Here is a 19,663-nt window from a genome sequence, read left to right on the forward strand (position 1 = left end):
TTGGCTCGCTCTTCGGGTTGCTTTTTGGAAGGCCTCAAACAGCTTTGTGGCAGAGAGTTCCGGCGCCGCCAAGAGGCATCGCAAATTGTTCGCTGGGGCCAGCACAGGACGACTTGTCAGCCGCCAATACTCTGCTAGCCTAGGCGCAAATGGGGAGAAAATGATGCCGCAATCGGCCGATCTGATCGTCGAGAATGCCAGCATTTTGACGATGGATCCGGATACCCCCGTCGCTCAGGCCATTGCCATCAAAGGCGATCAGATAGTTGCGATCGCAGATCGCGCCAGCGTTCGCGACCACAAGGGTCCTGCCACCCGCGTCATTGACGCCCAGGGCGGCTCCGTCCTGCCGGGCTTCATTGAAGCGCATATGCATCTGTTCGGCGGCGCGGCCGAGCTCGACAATCTGCATCTGGCGGGCGTGCGTGGTTTCGACGCGCTGCGCGATGCTATTCAGACTTTCGCCGCGAAACGCCCTGACGCCAGGCTGCTGATCGGCGCCGGCGTCGACTATTCGATCCTGCCGGAGCCGGTGACGCGCCATCATCTCGACCGTATCATCCCCGACCGTCCCTTCGCTATGTCGGCTTCCGACCATCACACGATGTGGGCGAACACCAAGGCGCTGGAACAGGCTGGCCTGCTCAACGGCAAACAGGTTGGGCCGGGCAACGAGGTCGTCATGGGCGCGGACGGACTTGCCGCCGGCGAGCTGCGCGAAGGCGAAGCGTTCGGCCCGATCCTCGAGCATTTCGGCGCTAACCGGACGCGCCTTGGGCTCACAGGTCAAGAGCCGGAGCCCTATCCGTCGGCGCAAGAGCTTGCCGCCGATCGCGACCTCATGCATTGCGGGCTCGAATGGTGCGCAAAGCACGGCATCACCTCGATCCAGAACATGGACGGCAACCTCTATCAGCTCGAGCTGCTTGCCGGCCTGGAGAGGGAGGGGCGCTTGCTATGCCGCACCAAGATCCCGTTCCACTTCAAGAATTTCATGAAGCTGGACATGCTCGAAAAAGCTTCGCGCATGGCGGCGACCTACAATTCCGAGTGGCTGTCGTCCGGCATGGTCAAGGTCTTCTATGACGGCGTGCTGGATTCCTGGACGGCGGTGATGGTCGACGACTATGCAGACCGGCCGGGCTGGCGCGGCGAGCCGCTGTTTACGCCCGAGCATTTCGCCGAGGTGGCGGTCGAGGCCGACAGACGCGGCCTGCAGATCGCCGTGCATTCGATCGGCGACGGCGCGGTGCGGGCCGTGCTCGACGGCTATCAGGCGGCACTGAAGAAGAACGGCAGGCGCGACAGCCGGCACCGGATCGAGCATATCGAGGTGACAACGCCGTCCGACGTGCTGCGCTTTGCCGAACTCGGCGTCATCGCGTCGATGCAGCCGCCGCACCCACCGGGCGCGATGAATTTCCCGCTGGAGCCGACGATCTCGCGCATCGGCCGCGATAAGTGGCCGCTGAGCTATGCCTGGCGCACGCTGAAGAATGCCGGAGCGCGGGTCGTCTTCGCATCCGACTGGCCGGTTTCGCCGGTTGACCCGATTCTGGGCATCCAGGCGGCGGTTATGCGCAAACCTTGGGCAGAAGACCTGCCGGACCAGAGCTTCTCGCTGCATGAATCCATTGCCGGCTATACGGTCGAGGGCGCCTATGCCGAGTTCATGGAACACCGCAAGGGGCGGCTGAAATCTGGATACCTCGCAGACCTCGTGGTGCTTTCCGCCGACATGGAAAAGACCGCGCCGGAAGCGCTGCATACCGTGCGGCCGGTGACCACCATCTGCGGCGGGAAGATCACCTATCAGGCCTGAGGGTGGCATGGGAATTGCCTTCAAAAGTCAAGTTGCAGCTCCGCAGTTGCCAAGCCGATTGGCTTGTGGTGACAATCAAACAGGAACCAACCTGCCGCCAAGAGCAGGCTCTCCCAATGGGGTAATCGTGCCGGAACAACCRGGTAAGAACGCGATCGAAGTTCGCGGTGTACGCAAGGTATTTGGAACCGGCGAAAACCAGGTGGCCGCTCTCGACACGGTGTCGGTGTCGATCCGCGAGAACGAGTTCTTCACGCTGCTCGGCCCGTCCGGATGYGGAAAGACAACGCTGCTGAGATTGATTGCCGGCTTCGATTTCCCGAGCGCCGGCGAAATCCTGCTGCACGGCCAGGACATTGCGCCGCTGCCGCCGTTCAAGCGCCCGGTCAACACCGTCTTCCAAAGCTACGCACTGTTCCCGCACATGACGGTGGCACAGAATATCGGCTTCGGGCTGGAGATGCTCGGCAAGCCAAAGGCGGAGATCGAAGCGCGCGTCGCCCAGATGCTGAAGCTGGTCAAGATGGAGGCGCTCAAGGCGCGCCGCACYAGCCAGATCTCGGGCGGCCAGCAGCAGCGCGTGGCGCTTGCCCGCGCGCTGGCGCCGCAGCCGAAGGTGCTCTTGCTCGACGAACCGCTCTCTGCGCTCGACTACAAGCTGCGCAAGGAAATGCAGATCGAATTGAAGCGGCTGCAGAACGAGACCGGCATCACCTTCATCTTCGTCACCCACGACCAGGAAGAAGCGCTGACCATGTCCGACCGCATCGCGGTGATGTCGGCGGGCAAGATCCTGCAGGTCGGCACGCCCCGCGACATCTACGACCGGCCGGCCGAACGCTTCGTCGCTGACTTCATCGGCGAGACGAATTTCTTGGCAGGCACAGTGGTGTCAAAGAAGCCCGGTGTGGCGACGGTCAAATTCGCAAGCAATGCGACGGTCGCCGCGGGCCATCCGGAGGGCTTCGACCCGTCCGGCGACGTCACGCTGGTGGTGCGTCCCGAACATGCCGATCTTGTGCCCGACCCGGCAAAGGGCACGATCACTGGCACGCTCTCCAACATCGTCTATTTCGGCACCGACACGCATTACCACGTGAAGCTCGACGGCGGCGGCGAGAACTTCATCGTGCGCCAYCAGAACAGCCGCTCGAGCCCGGTCACTTACGAGACCGGCGCCAAGGTCGGTATCCAGTTCGAGGAGGACGCGGCCCGCGTCCTGAAAGACTGATGACGACAGCCGCGCTCTCCCCTGTTGCGCTCTCCAAGGCCGCGTCGTTTGAAGCCCAGGCCGTGAAGACAAGCGCGCGGCGCAACCGGCTGCTGTCGCTGCCGGCGCTGATCATCATCGGCATCTTCGGCGTACTGCCGCTCATCATCATCTGCGTCTATTCGTTCCTGGTCGCCGCGCCCTATGGCGGCGTGCAATGGCAGTTCTCGACGGACGCCTATCTCAACTTCCTGTTCCAGCGCGACATTTTCGACGACACGCTGCAGTTCACGCCGGACTTCCTGATCATCTATCTGCGCTCGTTCCTGTTCGCGGTGGTGACAACGATCGTCTGCCTGCTGCTCGGCTTCCCGACCGCCTATTTCATGGCGACCAGGTCACCGGCGCAGCGCAACTGGTGGGTGCTCCTGATCACCATTCCGTTCTGGTCGAACCTGCTCGTGCRCACGCTGGCGATCATGTTCATCATCCGCGACGAGGGCCTGATCAACAACGCGCTGCTGGCGCTCGGCGTGATCGATAAGCCGATCACCATGCTCTACACCAATTTCGCCATCCAGCTCGGCCTGCTCTATGYCTTCTTGCCGTTCATGGTGCTGCCGCTTTATTCGAGCCTGGAGAAGCTCGACTTCCGGCTTATCGAGGCGGCCTACGACCTCTACGCGACGCGGCGGCAAGTGCTGTGGCGGGTGATCATTCCGCTGTCGAAGCCGGGCATCATCGCCGGCTGCCTGCTCGTCTTCATCCCGGCGCTCGGTGCCTATGTGACGCCGCTGATCCTCGGTGGCGGCGTTCACCTAATGATCGGCGACCTCATCGCCCAGCAATTCGGCTCGGGCCGCAACTGGCCGCTCGGCTGCGCGCAGGCGCTGATCCTGATGGCCGCGGTGCTGGTTGCATTGTACTTCTATGTCCGCAACACGTCGGGCAAGGTGCAGCATGGCTGAGCCCCRCACCATCGACATCAAGGACCAGCCCGGCTTCGGCTCCATCGCCATCATCTGCCTGCTGGTGCTTTACGTGCCGGTCCTCATCCTGATGATCTTCTCGCTGAACAGCGDCTCGCTGGTCACGCATTGGGAGGGCGTCACGCTTGGCTGGTACGGCAGCGCGCTGCGCAATGATGAGTTCCACAACGCCGCGCGCAACACGCTGATCATCTCGGTCACCGCCACGATCGTTTCGACCATCTGCGCAACGCTGGCGGCCATCGGCATGACCAGGGTGAAGCCATGGCGCGGGCTGGCGGCGGCCTTCATGGTGATCAACCTGCCGCYGATGGTGCCGGAGATCATCACGGCGGTGGCGACGCTTTCCTTCTTCGCGCTGATCGCCGGCACATTCGGGCTCAATTTCGGCATCGGCAATCTGATCTTCGCCCACACCGTGTTCTGCATCCCCTTCGCCTACATGCCGATCCGGGCACGGCTCGAGGACATGGACCTGACGCTGGAATATGCGGCGGCCGACCTCTACGCCACGCCGTGGAATACCTTCAAGCGCATCACGCTGCCGCTCCTGGTCCCCGGCATCATGTCGGGCGCAGCACTCGCCTTCATCGTCTCCTTCGACGATTTCACCATCACGCAGCTTGTCGCGGGTCCCGGCCAGACGACGCTGCCCCTCTACATCTGGAACCAGATCCGGCGACCGATGACGCCGGAGATCAACGCCATCTCCACCATCCTGCTTCTGGTGTCGATTCTGTTCGTCTCGGTCTCATTCCTGATCGCGCGCCGACGCGCGAAATGACCAAGCTCCAACACAACAATGGGAAGGCAAGGAGAACATAGAATGTCTGGAAAACTGATGGTRGCCGTTTCCGCGGCCGTCCTGTTATGGGCGGTGCCCGCGCTCGCCGACGGCGAACTGCATATCTACAACTGGGGCGACTACACCAACCCCAAGCTGATCGAGAAATTCGAGAAGCAATACAACATCAAGGTGACGCTGGACGACTATGATTCCAACGAAACCATGCTGTCCAAGGTGCGTGCCGGCAATTCCGGCTACGACATCGTGGTGCCGTCCGACTACACYGTGAAGATCATGATCGAGGAAGGCTTGCTCGAGAAGACYGAGCCCAATGCGATGCCGAACGGCAAGAACATCGATCCACGCTTCGTCGACGTCTATTGGGACAAGGGCCGCCACTACACCGCGCCGTGGCAGTTCGGCACGACGACCTTCTCCGTCAACACGGATAAGTTCAAGGGCGACATCAACACGCTGGRCATCCTRTTCAATCCGCCGGAYGAACTGAAGGGCCAGATCAACGTGCTCGACGACGTCAACACCGTCATGCATGCGGCCGAGCGCTATGCCGGCGTGCCCCGCTGCGGCGCGGACAAGGCCAACCTGAAGAAGATCAATGACATACTGACGGCCGCCAAGCCGTCCTGGAAGACCTTCAGCTACGACACCATCACCAAGATCACCTCCGGCGACGTGGTCGTGACCGAACAGWGGAATGGTGCAGCCTACCGCTCGCGCCAGAAAATCCCGGCGATCAAATATGCCTATCCGAAGGAAGGCGTCGAAGGCTGGATGGACAATGTCGCGGTGCTGAAGGGCGCCAAGAACCTCGAGAACGCCAAGCTGTTCCAGGACTTCGTCATGGCGCCTGAGAACGCGGCGCTGATCTCGGAGTTCGCCGGCTATGACAACGGCATCGCCGGCAGCCACAAGTTCCTGCCGCCGGAGTTCGCCAACTCGCCGGAGATCAGCCCGCCGGCCGGCTCGCCCACGCCGGAATTCGTCCAGCCGTGCTCGCCCGACGTGGTGGAGATCTACAACAAGATCTGGACCAACCTGCGCAAATAGCTCCGGCATAAAGCATGAAGGAGGGGAGGCCCATGCCTCCCTTTCTTTTGGCTATTTCTGTGCATGTCGTTTCCGCAAAACCACTACGCACTTTTGCGCGACATGCTTTGGGGGAGGGTTCCATGACGTCATACCGCAATTCCGATCCGCGGCCGCCGATCATGCAGGGCTCGCCGCCGAAGCTGGTCCCTCCGAAGCTTGATTGGGACCGCGGCCCTTGGAACCGCTGGGCATTCCAGAACATCCGCGCGGTCCTGCCGACCGTCGAGGTCTGGCGCGGCCACGGCCATCGCCGTCGCCTCGAGCGCGCCGAGGTCGATCTCGACGATCTGCCRGTGGCGGACAGCACGGGTGTCGCGACGACGCTCGCCGGACTGCTCGACGAGACCTATACTGACGGCTTCCTGGTGCTCAAGGACGGCAGGATAGCCTATGAGCGCTACGTCAACGGCATGGACGAGCGCACGCTGCACCTGTCGCAATCGATGGAGAAGTCGGTGACCGGGTCTGTGTGCGGCATCCTGGTCGGGCGCGGCCTGATCGACCCGGCCAAATTGGTCACCGACTATCTTCYGGAGCTCGGCGAGACCGCCTGGGCCGGGGCCACCGTGCAGCATGTGCTCGAYATGACGACGGGCGTGYGCTTCWCCGAGGAGTATACCGACCGCTATTCCGAGATCGGCCAGGTCGACGTCGCCAGCGGCTGGAAACCGGTGCCGCCGGGCAGCGATCCCGGCTTCCACTGGCCGACGCATATGTTCGAACTGATCCTGCGGCTGAAGGATAAGGTGCGCGAGCATGGCGAGGCCTTCGAATACCGCTCGATCGAGACCGACGTGCTTGCCTTCATCATGGAGCGGGTGAGCGGAAAGCGCCTGGCGCAGCTGGTTTCGGAAGAGCTCTGGYAAAAGCTCGGCGCCGACGAGAGCGCATGCTTCACCGTCGACAGCGCCGGCTATGCGCTGGCCGATGGCGGCTTCAACGCGACRCTGCGCGACTACGGCCGCTTCGGCCAGCTCATGCTCGACAATGGCGGCGGCGTGATCCCGGCCGAGTGGATCGAGGCGACGCGCAGCGGCAAGCATGGGCCGAATTTCAGCCCAAGCCTCCCGGACGGCAGCTACCGCAACCAGTTCTGGATCGAGGACCCTCGCTCGCGCTCGCTGATGTGCCGCGGCGTGTTCGGCCAGCTGATCCATATCAGCTGGGAGCATAGGATGGTCGTGGTGAAGCTCTCGACCTATCCGGATTTCGTCAACGCCGCCTATTCGGTGGCGACGCTGAAGGCCGTGCACGCCATAGCCGCAGCGCTTCGCTGACTCGCAAGAAAAACCGGGAGAAGATCGTGACCGGAAAGACCGCGTTCGAGACGAAATACGGCTTTGCCCGCAAGCATGTGCGGCTCGACAACTGGCGGCTGAGGCCGTTCAGCCAATGGTCGTTCCAGAATGTCGGCGAGCTGGTGCCGAGCGTGYATGTCGCTGCCGCGCCGGGTGGCGAGGAACAGGCCAAATCCCTTGGCGGGTTGCTTGACGAAAAACTCACGCTGGCGGGCGGAGCCGAAACCGTCGGGGCCTTCCTCAAGCGCTCCGGCACCGATGGGCTGACGATCCTGAAGGGCGGCAGGCTGGTCGGCGACTGGTCGGCGCCCAATATGGCATTCGGCCAGCGCCACATCATCTTCTCGATCAGCAAGTCGGTGACGGCGGTTCTCGCGGGTATCCTGGAAGGCGAGGGGCTGTTCGACCTCGAGGCGCCGGTGACGCAGTATATCCCCGAGGCCAAAGGCTCGGCCTATGGCGATGCGAGCGTGCGCAACGTGCTCGACATGACGGTCAGCCTCGATTTCGAGGAAGCCTATCTCGATCCGGAAAGCGCCTTCGCCCGCTACCGGCGCGCGACGCTGTGGAATCCGGGCGGCGGCTCGGAGAGCCTTGCGACGTTCCTGCTGACGATCCAGCGCCTCGCCGAGCCCCATGGCCAGACCTATCGCTACCGCTCGCCCAATTCCGACATGCTGGGGATCCTTCTCGAACGAGCGTCCGGCAAGCGCATCAGCGATCTGCTCAGTGAGAAACTTTGGCTGCCGCTGGGTGCTGCGAGCGAGATGTCGGTGACAGTCGACATGGAAGGCACCGCGCGCACCGCCGGCGGCATGTCGATGACGCCGCGCGACCTTGCCCGCATCGGCGAGATGATGCGGCAGGGCGGCGTGGCCAATGGCCGCCGCATCGTGCCGGAAGCCTGGGTGCGCGACACGGTGGCCGCCGGCGGCAGCCATGAAGCCTGGCAGCGCGGCACGATGGCCTTCCTTTTCCCCGAAGGCCGCTACCGCAACAAATGGTACCAGATGGGCACGGCCAGYGGCGCCTTCTGCGGCATCGGCATCCACGGCCAGTGGCTTTACGTCAACCCCAAGGCAGAGGTGGTGGTCGCCAAGATGTCGTCGCAGCCGGAGCCGGTGGATGACAAGCTCGACGTCGAAATCGTCGCATTCCTTGAGGCGCTGAGCGGCATGGTTTGAGGGCGCTTATCGAGCCGACTGTCTATGTCGGCGCTGCCCCTCATCCGCCTGCCGGCACCTTCTCCCCGTATAGTGACGGGGAGAAGGAGGATGGCCGCAACTTCGGCGCTCTTCCTGCAGCGCTGACGATTGGCGAAACCGGCGATGAGAGCGTCCCTCTCCCCGTCACTATACGGGGAGAGGATGCCGGCAGGCAGGTGAGGGGCGGCGCCAACGTTAGACGGTTTCCTGTGGACCCCTCATTCGGTTGAAACCAACCCGGTTGGCGGAACGGGCGTCCCGGCCTATGGTCGCCGCTCTTTTCGACAGGGACCAGCATGGCATCGGACATCAAGCGCATCGCAGCAATCATCGCGGCTGAGATCGGCTCGCGGYCGGAGCAGGCGGCGGCGGCGATCGGGCTTCTGGACGAAGGCGCGACGGTGCCGTTCGTGGCGCGCTACCGCAAGGAAGTCACCGGCGGGCTCGACGACACGCAGTTGCGCGACCTTTCCGAGCGGCTTGCCTATCTGCGCGAGCTCTATGCGCGGCGCGACACGATCCTCGGCTCCATCCGTGAGCAGGGCAAGCTGACCGAGGAGCTCGAGGCGAAGATCGCGGCGGCGAGCACCAAAGCCGAGCTGGAAGACATCTACCTGCCCTACAAGCCGAAGCGCCGAACCAAGGCCGAGATCGCCAGGGAGCGGGGGCTCGGGCCGCTGGCCGAGGCGATCCTTGCCGACCGTGCGGCTGTGCCCGCTGAACTCGCGCTCGCCTATGTTACGGAAGAGGTGGCCGACGTTAAAGCGGCGCTCGAAGGCGCGCGAGACATCCTGTCGGAGCAGTTCGCCGAGAATGCCGACCTGGTCGGCAGACTGCGCGCCTATATGAAGGAGCGCGCCTTTCTGCGTGCCAGGGTCATGGACGGCAAGCAGGAGGCCGGCGCGAAATTCTCCGACTATTTCGACCACGTCGAGCGCTGGGCGAATGTGCCCAGCCACCGCGCCTTGGCCATGCTGCGCGGCCGCAACGAAGAAGTGCTGTCGCTCGACATCGAGGTCGATGCCGACGATCAGTCGCCGGTCAAGCCAGTCGAGCGGATGATCGCCAACGCTTATGCAATCGGCGCCAGCCTGCCGGGCGACCGCTGGCTGATGGAAGTCGGCGGCTGGACCTGGCGGATAAAGCTGTCGCTGCATCTGAGCCTCGACCTGGTGCGCGACCTGCGCGAGCGCGCGGAGGAAGAGGCGATCCACGTCTTTGCCCGCAACCTGAAGGATCTTTTGCTCGCCGCCCCCGCCGGCTCGCGGCCGACCATGGGTCTCGATCCCGGCATCCGTACCGGCGTCAAGGTGGCAGTGGTCGACGGCACCGGCAAGCTGGTGGCGACGACGACCGTCTATCCGTTCCCGCCGAAGAACGATGTGCGCGGCACGCAAGCCGAACTCGCCCGGCTCATCCGCCTGCACAAGGTCGAGCTGATCTCGATCGGCAACGGCACCGGCAGCCGCGAGACCGAGAAGCTGGTCGCCGACATGCTGTCCAGCCTGCCTGCGGATGGCGGGCCGAAACCGATCAAGGTTATCGTCAGTGAGGCCGGCGCTTCGGTCTACTCGGCCTCAGCCGTGGCGGCGGCCGAGTTCCCCGAGCTCGACGTGTCGCTGCGCGGCGCGGTGTCGATCGCGAGACGCCTGCAGGACCCGCTCGCCGAACTGGTCAAGATCGAGCCGAAGTCGATCGGCGTCGGCCAATACCAGCACGACGTCGACCAGTACCGGCTCGGGCGTTCACTGGAGGCGGTGGTGGAGGATGCGGTCAATGCCGTCGGCGTCGACCTCAACACGGCGTCCGCACCGCTCTTGGCGCGCGTCTCGGGGCTCGGCCCGTCGCTTGCCGAGGCGATCGTCGCGCATCGCAACGCGACCGGTCCTTTCGGAACCCGACGCGACCTGTTGAATGTAGCCCGGCTCGGACCGCGCGCATTCGAGCAATGCGCCGGCTTCCTGCGCATCCCAAACGGGACTGAGCCGCTCGACGCTTCGGCAGTGCATCCGGAAGCTTATGGCGTGGCGAAAAGAATAGTCGCCGCCTGCGGGCGCGACGTGCGTTCGCTGATGGGCGACAGCGCAGCACTGAAGGCGCTCGACCCTCGCGTCTTCGTCGACGAGCGCTTCGGCCTGCCGACGGTGCGCGATATCATCGCCGAGCTGGAAAAGCCTGGACGCGACCCGCGCCCCGGCTTCAAGACGGCGACCTTTGCGGAAGGCGTCGACGACATCAAAGATTTGAAGCCCGGCATGTTGCTCGAAGGCACCGTCACCAATGTCGCAGCCTTCGGCGCCTTCGTCGATATCGGCGTGCATCAGGACGGGCTGGTGCATGTCTCGCAGCTGGCCGATCGCTTCGTGAAAGACGCGCATGAGGTCGTGAAGGCCGGCGACGTGGTGAAGGTGCGGGTCGTCGAAGTCGACATCAAGCGCAACCGCATCGGTCTGTCGATGCGCAAGGATGGTGGCGAGGGGGCCTCGCGTGGCGGCCAGCGTGATAGCGGCGGCAAGCTCGCGCCGCGCTTGCCGGCGCCGCAACGCCAGCCAGAACGGCCGGCGCAGGGTGCCTTCGGCGCGGCGCTCGCTGAGGCGATGAAGCGAAAATAGCTACCACGCCAGAACAGCCGGCTCTTTCTCAACCTGACCCAGGAGCCAGTCGCGAAAACTGGCAACCGGCGGGTGGCCGCGCTTGTCGTGCGGCACGACCAGGTAGTAGGCGCTGCGGCTCTGCATCGGCTTGCCCGGCGCCGGCACCAGCTGTCCGCGCTGCAACTCGCCGGCGATCAGGATCTCCGGCAGCAGCGCGACGCCGAGCCCCGCCATGCAGGCCTGGGCGACGGTGCCGAACTGCTCGAACTGCATGCCGGGGCCGGTCGGCGTGTCGAGCCCCTGATGCTCGAACCATTCGCTCCAGGCGCCTGGGCGCGTCGCCATGTGCAGCAGCGGCAGCCGGCCGATGTCGGCCGGTGTGGCGACCTGCCACCCCGCCAGGAACTCGGGGGCCGCGACCGGCACAACCGTCTCGCGCATCAGAAGCGTGCAGTCCGCGTCCGGCCAGTCGGGCATGCCGTGATGGATCGCGGCGTCGAGCCGCTCGCGGGCGAAATCGAAGCGGCCGATGCGGGTGGCGAAATTGATGGTGATGTCCGGGTGCCGGGCGACGAAATCCGGGATCAGCGGCATCAGCCAGCGCGTGCCGAAGGTTGGCAGAATGGCAAGGTTGAGAACGCCGCTATGCTGATTGCTCATCAATCCGAGCGCGGCATCGCGCAGCTGGCCGAGCGCCGAGCGCACCGCTTCGGCATAGATTTCGCCGGCCGCCGACAGCCGCACATTGCGGCTGTCGCGCTCGAACAACCGTCGTCCGAACTGTTCTTCCAACAGGCTGATCTGCCGGCTGACGGCGCCTTGCGTCAGATCGAGCTCGCGGGCGGCGGCGGTGAAAGAGCCGAGGCGCGCTACCGCCTCGAAAGYGGCGAGGGCGCTGATATTCGGCAACAGGCGGCGCTGGACGTTCATGATCCATTACTAACGCTCATTGATCCGTGATGCAATTTTGTTTGATTTTTTGCATGCGGAGGCCGATAAGCCGGGCACATCAAAAATATGTTGGGAGTCCAAGGTCATGGCCGCCGAGAAGAACGCCTTTGTCTGGAACGATCCTTTCTTGATCGAGAACCAGCTTTCCGAGGACGAGCGCATGGTGCGCGACGGCRCAGCCGCTTTCGCCGCAGACAAGCTGGCACCCCGCATCGAGGAAGCCTATGCCGACGAGAAGACCGATCCGTCGATCTTCCGCGAGATGGGCGAAGCCGGCTTGCTCGGCATCACCATTCCTGAGGAGTATGGCGGCCTCGGCGCCAACTACGTGACCTACGGGCTGGTGGCGCGCGAGGTGGAGCGCATCGATTCCGGCTACCGTTCGATGATGAGCGTGCAGTCGTCGCTGGTCATGTATCCGATCCACGCCTATGGCTCGGAAGAGCAGCGCAGGAAGTATCTGCCGAAGCTCGCGTCGGGCGAATGGATCGGCTGCTTCGGCCTGACCGAGCCGGATGCCGGTTCGGACCCGGGCGGCATGAAGACGCGCGCCGAGAAGACGGCGAAGGGCTACAGGCTTTCCGGCTCCAAGATGTGGATATCCAATGCGCCGATCGCCGATGTCTTCGTGGTTTGGKCGAAGTCGGCCGCGCATGACAACCAGATCCGCGGCTTCGTGCTGGAAAAGGGCATGAAGGGGCTTTCGGCGCCGAAGATCGGCGGCAAGCTTTCGCTGCGCGCCTCGATCACCGGCGAGGTGGTGAWGGAAGGCGTCGAGGTCGGCGAGGAGGCGCTACTGCCCAATGTCTCGGGCCTAAAGGGTCCGTTCGGCTGCCTCAACCGGGCGCGCTACGGCATTTCCTGGGGCGCGATGGGCGCCRCCGAGGATTGCTGGCACCGGGCGCGGCAGTACGGCCTCGACCGCAAGCAGTTCGGCAAGCCGCTTGCCGGCACGCAGCTCTTCCAGAAGAAACTCGCCGACATGCAGACCGAGATCGCGCTCGGCCTGCAGGGTAGCTTGCGCGTCGGCCGGCTGATGGATGAGGGCAAGATGGCGCCGGAGATGATCTCGATCGTCAAGCGCAACAATTGCGGCAAGGCGCTCGAYATTGCCCGCCAGGCCCGCGACATGCATGGCGGCAACGGCATCCAGATCGGCTACCACGTGATGCGCCATGCCCAGAACCTKGAGACGGTCAACACCTATGAAGGCACGCATGACGTGCATGCGCTGATCCTGGGAAGGGCGCAGACCGGGCTGCAGGCGTTCTTCTGAGAGCCGAAGGCCTCGAGCAACGACCATTTCACCACCGGCTACGGCCGCGCCCATTCCGACGTGGCGCCGATCGTCAGCGTCCTGAAACCGCTGGCGGCCAGGTCGGCGAGCAGGCGGCCGACATTATTCCGGTGGCGGCCTAGCCATATCGGCGCGATGGCTCTTTCTGGTGAATTGCTTCTTGCGATTGGCCGAATATCCTGACAATGAGGTTTTGAATACTGCTGCTCCATTTCGCGGCAGGGAGTTTTCATGACAGTCAGCGTCATTATCCCGGCGCACAACGCGGCAGCGACAGTCGGCAGGACTTTGGCTTCGCTTGCGTCGGAGGCCGRCGTGATCGGCGAGATTCTGCTAGTCGACGATTCGTCGTCCGACAGCACAGCGGCTGTCGCATTGCAGGCGGCTGGGCAGCTGGGATTGCCGCTGCGGGTCATCAGGTCGAGTTGCCGCGATGCCGGCGGTTCCAGGAACCTGGCTTTGGAACAGGCTTGCTTTCCTTGGATCTATATGATCGATGCCGACGATCTGCATCTGGAGCGCGGCCTGCGCACATTGCTGTCGAAGACCAAAATGCAGCCGAGTCCCGAGATGGTGGTTGGCGCCTATCGCAGGCGCACCGATGGCGTGGATCGACATTTCAAAGTGCCGGCCGGTTACACCGCCACGGGACTCGCCAACGCTTGCGCCTATCTGGAAGGGCGGATCCGGTCGATTGCCGTCGGTAGCGCACTGGTCTCACGGCGTGCCATCGGTGACGCGCGCTTTCCAGTCGGGCTCGCCTATGACGAGGATACGCTGTTCTGGGTGCAGGTGATGAGCAGAGCGTCGCTTGCGGTAACAAGCCAGCCCACCATGACCTACTTCGTCTCRTCGGAGCGCTCCGACGATCGGTTCATGGTCAAGCCGGTGTCACGTTTTCTTCAGTGGCGGCTGGCGCTTCGGGACCTGACCGACAGCGGCATTCAGAAATCGTCGCTCAAGGTGAGGGAGGGGCTTGTAGCACTCAAGATTGCACGCGTTCACTACGCGCGCGGCGATATCGAAACAGCAGCAAAATTCCTGGCGGTTGCCAAAGCCGCTCCCAAGGTTTCCGCCGACACGTTGCGCTGCCTGYGCTACCAGCTGAAAGTCGCGGCGCGGCGCCGGTTCTCGGYCCATCAAATCCAGTTGCAAAGTGCCTGATGGCCGAGAGGCCCGAGCTCGCAGTCGTGGTTATTGGTTTTCGAGCGCCGACCGAACTGGTCGCAGCGGTAAGATCGGTGCTCGGCCAGAACATCCCGCTTGAAATCGTGGTCGTAAATTCCGGTGGGGGAAATGCCCGGGCGCTTCTGGCCGACGCCGGACTCGACGTGCCCGTCATCGAATTCGAACACAGGCTGTTTGTCGGCGCCGCGAGGAATGTCGGCATAGCGGCGACGACGGCTCCCTTCGTCGCCTTTCTCGCGGATGATTGTCTGGCGTGTCCCGGCTGGGCCGCAGCCAGGCTGCGGCATCACAGTGGAGGCGCCCCGACCGTGGCGAGCGCGATTTTGAACAGCCATCCGCGCAATCTGGTGGCATGCGCGGCGCATCTTGTCATGCATATGCGGCGTTTGCCCGGCCTTGCCGCGCATAAGGCGCTTCGTTACGGCGTTTCCTTCGACCGCAAGCTGTTCGAACGGTACGGGCTGTTCGACGAGCAAATGGCGTCGGGAGAGGACACCGAGTTCATGGCGAGATTGCCGAGGGCGATGGAGCCATTGTGGGAGCCCGCGGTCCTCACCGTCCATCGCAATGAGACGAGGCTGGCCAGGCTGATTGCCGACCAGTACCGGCGCGGACGCCGATACGGCGCTTACCTCGGATCCGTTCAAGGCAAAAAGCCGCTGCGAGTTTTCCAAGGGGTGTTTCGCGACCGACGCAATGTCGGCAAATTCGCGAAAGAAGGYCTACCCGAAAAGGACAAGAATTTCGCAATGCTTTCGCTGCCGATCGTTTGGCTGGCATTGTTTGCGAAATCGCTGGGGGCGGCCGTCGGTGCCAGGTACAGCAACAAGGCTGGCCGACACCCATGATCACCGTCGAGATGAGGCCGCCGCGCCGGCGGCGCGGCCGATGGCTTTGGTCGCGGCAAAGGATCGTAGCCATCTTCAGCTATCGCTACGATGCACATCTGGTGCCTGACCTCATCGCCAATCTCGATCCTATCGTGGACGGCTGGATCGCCTTCGACGACAGGGCTGCAACCGGGCTTTTCAGCAGCGAACCGCAGAGGCGGCACGCCCTTATCGCCGCAGCCTACGAGGCTGGCGCCGACTGGATCCTGGCAATGGATCCCGATGAGCGACTGGAAGTCGCGGTCGCCGATCGAATCGGCCAGCTGACCAGCGGGTCCAGGCGCATCGCCTGGGGGTTCCGCTGCCGGGAGATGTACACACCRGTCAGCTATAGGATTGATGGAGCCTGGGGCCAGAAGATACAGCACAGGCTTTTTGGCGCCTATCATCCGGATCGGTACCGGTCGAAGGACCTGCACGGCGTCTGGTTTCCCGAGGACCTCGGTTTGAAGCTCAAGGACAGCCATCTTAATCTTTATCATTTGAAGATGATCGAGCCGAAACGGCGCGCAGCGCGCCGCGATCTCTACATTCATCTCGATCCCGATTGCCGGCACCAGGCTATCGGCTACGACTATCTCGCGGATGAGGCTGGAGCGGTCCTCGAGACGATACCGGCGGGGCGCCACTATGTTCCCGCCCACATCGACGACGGCGGGCTCTGGATGGCGGATTTGTCCCCTGCGAGGCAGGAGTGAACGGGGCTCTCCCGGAGCTATCCCGCGAAAAAGCGCGCAGCGGCGTGGTTCGGCTGCCCGACGAATGGCGGGGACGGATTTAAACCCGTGATCGCCTTATAAATTTTTTATCGACGTTGTGTCGGGAAGGGTCCTACTGTCTCGTCCTTTGATACGGAAAGGACGCACCATGCTCTACGCCATCCTCTGCTATGCCTCCGAAGACGTCGTCTGCTCCTGGAGCAAGGAACAGGACGACGAGGTCATGGCAAAGCTCCTCAACGTCCAGGACAAATACGCCAAGGCAGGCCGGCTTGGACCTGTGGCGCGTCTCTTGCCGACCACTGCCGCGACGACGCTGAGAAAGGTCAAGGGCGAATCGGTGGTGCTCGACGGACCCTTCGCCGAGACCAAGGAGCAGTTCCTGGGCTTCTACACGCTCGACTGCCAAGACTTGGATGAGGCCGTCGCGTTCGCCCGCGAACTCTCCGAGGTCAATCCGAGCGGCGGCTCCTACGAGATCAGGCCGATCTCCCTCTTCAATCCGACCAAGGTTCCCGCATGACCGAACTTGCCTGGATCAGCAACGCGATCAGCACCGCCCGTCCACAGGCGATGGGCGCGCTGCTGCGTTATTTCCGCGACCTCGACGCCGCGGAAGAAGCTTTCCAGGATGCATGCCTGAGGGCACTGAAGAACTGGCCGAAAAACGGCCCGCCGCGCGATCCGGCGGCCTGGCTGATCTTTGTCGGCCGCAACAGCGGCATCGACGCGGTGCGCAAGCGCGCCAAGCAGGCGCCGATGCCGGAAGAGGAGCACATTTCCGATCTCGAGGACGCCGAGAGCGATATCGCCGAGCGGCTGGACGGCGCGCATTATCGCGACGACATCCTGCGGCTCCTCTTCATCTGCTGCCATCCGGACCTGCCGGCCACGCAGCAGATCGCGGTCGCGCTGCGCATCGTCTCCGGCCTCACCGTCAAGCAGATCGCGCGCGCCTTCCTTGTCGGCGAGAGCGCCATGGAGCAGCGCATCACCCGGGCCAAGGCGCGCATTGCCGATGCCGGCGTGCCGTTCGAGACGCCGGGCCCGGTGGAGCGCTCCGAGYGGCTGGCGGCGGTTGCCGCCATGATCTATCTCATCTTCAACGAGGGCTATTCGAGCAATGGCGGCGAGGCACCAGCCCGCGCGCCGCTCTGCGAGGAGGCGATCCGGCTCGCCCGGCTGCTGCTCAGGCTGTTCCAGGCCGAGCCCGAGATCATGGGCCTCACCGCGCTGCTGCTTCTCCAGCATGCACGCGCGCCGGCGCGCTTCGACGAGAATGGCGAGATCGTGCTGCTCGAGGACCAGGACCGCTCGCTCTGGAGCCGCAAAATGATCGACGAGGGCCTGGCGCTGGTCGACAAGGCGCTGCGCCACCGCAAGCCCGGCCCTTACCAGGTGCAGGCGGCGATCGCGGCACTGCATGCGCGGGCGGCAACGCCCGAGGACACCGACTGGACGGAGATCGACCTGCTCTACGGCCTGCTCGAGCAGATGCAACCGTCGCCGGTGGTGACCCTCAACCGGGCGGTCGCGGTGAGCAAGGTGCGCGGCCCGGAGGCAGCACTTGCCATGATCGAGCCGCTGGAAGACAGGCTGTCGGGCTATTTCCACTTTTTCGGTCTCAAGGGCGGCCTGTTGATGCAGCTTGGCCGTGGCGAGGAAGCGCGTGTGGCCTTCGACCGCGCAATCGCGCTTGCCAACACCGCCGCCGAGGCCGCCCATATCCGCATGCATATCGACCGGCTGATCAAGGAAAGCGCCGAGACGTCGTCGATCAAGAAGGCGCACTGATCCCGCTTCCGCCGCCTGGCCCAATTTTGCGCGCCGGGCTTGGACCATGCCGGGGTGGCGGTTTTTCCCTGAAACGAGTAATGCCACGGCATGAAAGCACCTGGATAGCACGACCAAGCATGGCGCCAGGCTTCGACGCTCGCCATATCAATGGCGGGATCTCATAGGGAAAGACAAAAATGACGATAGCGAAGGAAACGGCCTCACTTCTGGAGAAACTGGGCGTCGCCAAGGATGCGCTCTCCGGCGGCGACCYCATCGTGCGCAGCCCGGTGACGGGCGAACAGATCGCGGCGCTGAAGTCGATTTCGGCGACCGATGCGGGCAAGGCCATCGACGACGCGCACAAGGCCTTCCAGGCCTGGCGGCTGGTGCCTGGACCGAAGCGCGGCGAACTGGTGCGCCTGCTCGGCGAGGAACTGCGCGCGGACAAGGCCGAACTCGGCCGGCTGGTGTCGATCGAGGTCGGCAAGATCCCGTCCGAAGGGCTCGGCGAAGTGCAGGAGATGATCGATATCTGCGATTTCGCGGTCGGCCTCTCGCGGCAGCTCTACGGCCTGACCATCGCCACCGAACGTCCCGGACACCGTATGATGGAGACCTGGCATCCGCTCGGCGTCGTCGGCGTGATCTCGGCCTTCAATTTCCCGGTCGCGGTGTGGTCGTGGAACGCGGCACTCGCGCTTGTCTGCGGTGACGCGGTGGTGTGGAAGCCGTCGGAAAAGACGCCGCTGACGGCACTTGCCTGCGACGCGATCTTCAAGCGCGCCGCAAAGCGCTTCGGCGCCGACGCGCCGGAAGGCCTGCTTCAGGTGCTGATCGGCGACCGCGCCGTCGGCGAGGTGCTGGTCGACCATCCGAAGGTGCCGCTGGTTTCGGCCACCGGCTCGACGCGCATGGGCCGCGAGGTCGGCCCCAGGCTCGCCAAGCGGTTTGCGCGCGCGGTGCTGGAACTTGGCGGCAACAATGCCGGCATCGTCTGCCCGACCGCCGATCTCGACATGGCGCTGCGGGCGATCGCCTTCGGCGCCATGGGCACGGCCGGGCAGCGCTGCACAACGCTCAGGCGCCTGTTCGTGCATGAAAGCGTCTATGACACACTGCTGCCGCGGCTGAAAAAGGCCTACCAGACCGTCTCGGTCGGCAATCCGCTGGAAGGCAAGGCGCTGGTCGGGCCGCTGATCGACAAGGCCGCCTTCGACAACATGCAGAAGGCGCTCAAGGAAGCCGAGGCGCATGGCGGCAAGGTAAGCGGCGGCACGCGGTTCGAGAACGGCCACCCCGACGCCTACTATGTGCACCCGGCGCTGGTCGAGATGCCGAAGCAGGTTTCGCCTGTAACGGAAGAAACCTTCGCACCGATCCTCTATGTGATGAAATATTCCGATTTCGACGAGGCGCTCGAACTGCACAATGCCGTGGGTGCGGGCCTGTCCTCGTCGATCTTCACTCGCGACCTGCAGGAATCCGAGCGCTTCCTAGGCGTCGACGGTTCGGACTGCGGCATCGCCAACGTCAATATCGGTACCTCCGGCGCCGAGATCGGCGGCGCTTTCGGCGGCGAGAAGGAGACCGGCGGCGGCCGCGAGAGCGGCTCGGACGCGTGGAAAGCCTATATGCGCCGCGCCACCAATACGGTGAACTTCTCCAAGGCGCTGCCACTGGCGCAGGGCGTGTCGTTCGACATCGATTGAGACTGTGAGCCCGTTCGGGACGGACCAGCGTTGAATCGGAGCGCTGGTCCCCTTCAAGTCTCCGCTTTWCCGAATTCCGCGCGGGAAACCGCCAAGCATGGCGGCTTCTCCCGCA

At 63.9% G+C, this 19,663-nt stretch carries 16 protein-coding genes; 15 read left to right on the plus strand and 1 reads right to left on the minus strand.

Annotated features, from left to right (window positions below):
- Nucleotides 1-163: 163 nt before the first annotated feature.
- The 8 genes from ORS3428_RS27380 (at nucleotide 164) to ORS3428_RS27420 (ending at nucleotide 11,033) form a co-directional block, all read left to right on the plus strand.
- Nucleotides 164-1,822, plus strand: coding sequence for an amidohydrolase (locus ORS3428_RS27380; RefSeq protein WP_071101486.1), 1,659 nt, complete (start codon nucleotides 164-166; stop codon nucleotides 1,820-1,822).
- A 127-nt stretch (nucleotides 1,823-1,949) separates the two neighbouring features.
- Complete coding sequence (locus ORS3428_RS27385; protein ID WP_071101398.1) at nucleotides 1,950-3,053, plus strand: ABC transporter ATP-binding protein; 1,104 nt, start codon at nucleotides 1,950-1,952, stop codon at nucleotides 3,051-3,053.
- Nucleotides 3,053-4,000, plus strand: a complete 948-nt coding sequence (locus tag ORS3428_RS27390) for an ABC transporter permease (protein ID WP_108723192.1) — start codon at nucleotides 3,053-3,055, stop codon at nucleotides 3,998-4,000. The genes ORS3428_RS27385 and ORS3428_RS27390 overlap by 1 nt, the downstream gene beginning before the upstream one ends.
- Nucleotides 3,993-4,805: an ABC transporter permease gene (locus tag ORS3428_RS27395; RefSeq protein ID WP_071101399.1), complete on the plus strand. Its 813-nt coding sequence runs from the start codon at nucleotides 3,993-3,995 to the stop codon at nucleotides 4,803-4,805. Before ORS3428_RS27390 ends, ORS3428_RS27395 begins: the two co-directional genes overlap by 8 nt.
- A 57-nt stretch (nucleotides 4,806-4,862) precedes the next feature.
- Nucleotides 4,863-5,876 (plus strand): extracellular solute-binding protein, encoded by a 1,014-nt coding sequence (locus ORS3428_RS27400; RefSeq protein WP_108723193.1) that lies wholly within the window; start codon nucleotides 4,863-4,865, stop codon nucleotides 5,874-5,876.
- Between the two features lie 122 nt (nucleotides 5,877-5,998).
- On the plus strand, nucleotides 5,999-7,195 hold the full coding sequence (locus tag ORS3428_RS27405; RefSeq protein ID WP_071101401.1) for a serine hydrolase domain-containing protein: 1,197 nt from the start codon (nucleotides 5,999-6,001) through the stop codon (nucleotides 7,193-7,195).
- A 26-nt stretch (nucleotides 7,196-7,221) separates the two neighbouring features.
- Nucleotides 7,222-8,400 carry a serine hydrolase domain-containing protein gene (locus ORS3428_RS27410; RefSeq protein WP_071101402.1) on the plus strand — a complete coding sequence of 393 codons (1,179 nt, stop codon included), beginning with the start codon at nucleotides 7,222-7,224 and terminating at the stop codon, nucleotides 8,398-8,400.
- A 317-nt stretch (nucleotides 8,401-8,717) separates the two neighbouring features.
- A complete protein-coding gene (locus ORS3428_RS27420) occupies nucleotides 8,718-11,033 on the plus strand; it encodes a Tex family protein (RefSeq protein WP_071101404.1) in 2,316 nt (771 codons plus the stop codon).
- Here the strand turns inward: ORS3428_RS27420 and ORS3428_RS27425 are convergent, their stop codons facing one another.
- Entirely contained in the window at nucleotides 11,034-11,945 is a 912-nt protein-coding gene (locus tag ORS3428_RS27425; RefSeq protein ID WP_071101405.1) for a LysR family transcriptional regulator, read from the minus strand. It abuts the gene before it with no gap.
- Between the two features lie 106 nt (nucleotides 11,946-12,051).
- Between ORS3428_RS27425 and ORS3428_RS27430 the strand changes: the two genes are divergently transcribed.
- The 7 genes from ORS3428_RS27430 (at nucleotide 12,052) to amaB (ending at nucleotide 19,548) form a co-directional block, all read left to right on the plus strand.
- A complete protein-coding gene (locus tag ORS3428_RS27430; protein WP_071101406.1) occupies nucleotides 12,052-13,242 on the plus strand; it encodes an acyl-CoA dehydrogenase in 1,191 nt (396 codons plus the stop codon).
- 252 nt (nucleotides 13,243-13,494) lie between these two features.
- Complete coding sequence (locus ORS3428_RS27435) at nucleotides 13,495-14,427, plus strand: glycosyltransferase family 2 protein (protein WP_071101407.1); 933 nt, start codon at nucleotides 13,495-13,497, stop codon at nucleotides 14,425-14,427.
- On the plus strand, nucleotides 14,427-15,299 hold the full coding sequence (locus ORS3428_RS27440; RefSeq protein WP_071101408.1) for a glycosyltransferase family 2 protein: 873 nt from the start codon (nucleotides 14,427-14,429) through the stop codon (nucleotides 15,297-15,299). The genes ORS3428_RS27435 and ORS3428_RS27440 overlap by 1 nt, the downstream gene beginning before the upstream one ends.
- 134 nt (nucleotides 15,300-15,433) lie before the next feature.
- Complete coding sequence (locus ORS3428_RS27445; RefSeq protein WP_131802958.1) at nucleotides 15,434-16,039, plus strand: hypothetical protein; 606 nt, start codon at nucleotides 15,434-15,436, stop codon at nucleotides 16,037-16,039.
- A 169-nt stretch (nucleotides 16,040-16,208) separates the two neighbouring features.
- Complete coding sequence (locus ORS3428_RS27450; RefSeq protein ID WP_071101410.1) at nucleotides 16,209-16,583, plus strand: YciI family protein; 375 nt, start codon at nucleotides 16,209-16,211, stop codon at nucleotides 16,581-16,583.
- Complete coding sequence (locus ORS3428_RS27455; protein WP_071101411.1) at nucleotides 16,580-17,854, plus strand: RNA polymerase sigma factor; 1,275 nt, start codon at nucleotides 16,580-16,582, stop codon at nucleotides 17,852-17,854. The genes ORS3428_RS27450 and ORS3428_RS27455 overlap by 4 nt, the downstream gene beginning before the upstream one ends.
- A gap of 179 nt (nucleotides 17,855-18,033) precedes the next feature.
- Nucleotides 18,034-19,548 carry an L-piperidine-6-carboxylate dehydrogenase gene (amaB, locus tag ORS3428_RS27460; protein WP_071101412.1) on the plus strand — a complete coding sequence of 505 codons (1,515 nt, stop codon included), beginning with the start codon at nucleotides 18,034-18,036 and terminating at the stop codon, nucleotides 19,546-19,548.
- Nucleotides 19,549-19,663: the final 115 nt, after the last annotated feature.

This window comes from Mesorhizobium sp. ORS 3428 (genome assembly GCF_001854785.1).
Lineage (GTDB): Bacteria > Pseudomonadota > Alphaproteobacteria > Rhizobiales > Rhizobiaceae > Mesorhizobium.

What these genes read in the sequence shown, in the direction of transcription:
- ORS3428_RS27380 (WP_071101486.1), top strand. Translation starts at nt 164, where the DNA reads ATGCCGCAATCGGCCGATCTGATCGTCGAGAATGCCAGCATTTTGACG.
- ORS3428_RS27450 (WP_071101410.1), top strand. Translation starts at nt 16,209, where the DNA reads ATGCTCTACGCCATCCTCTGCTATGCCTCCGAAGACGTCGTCTGCTCC.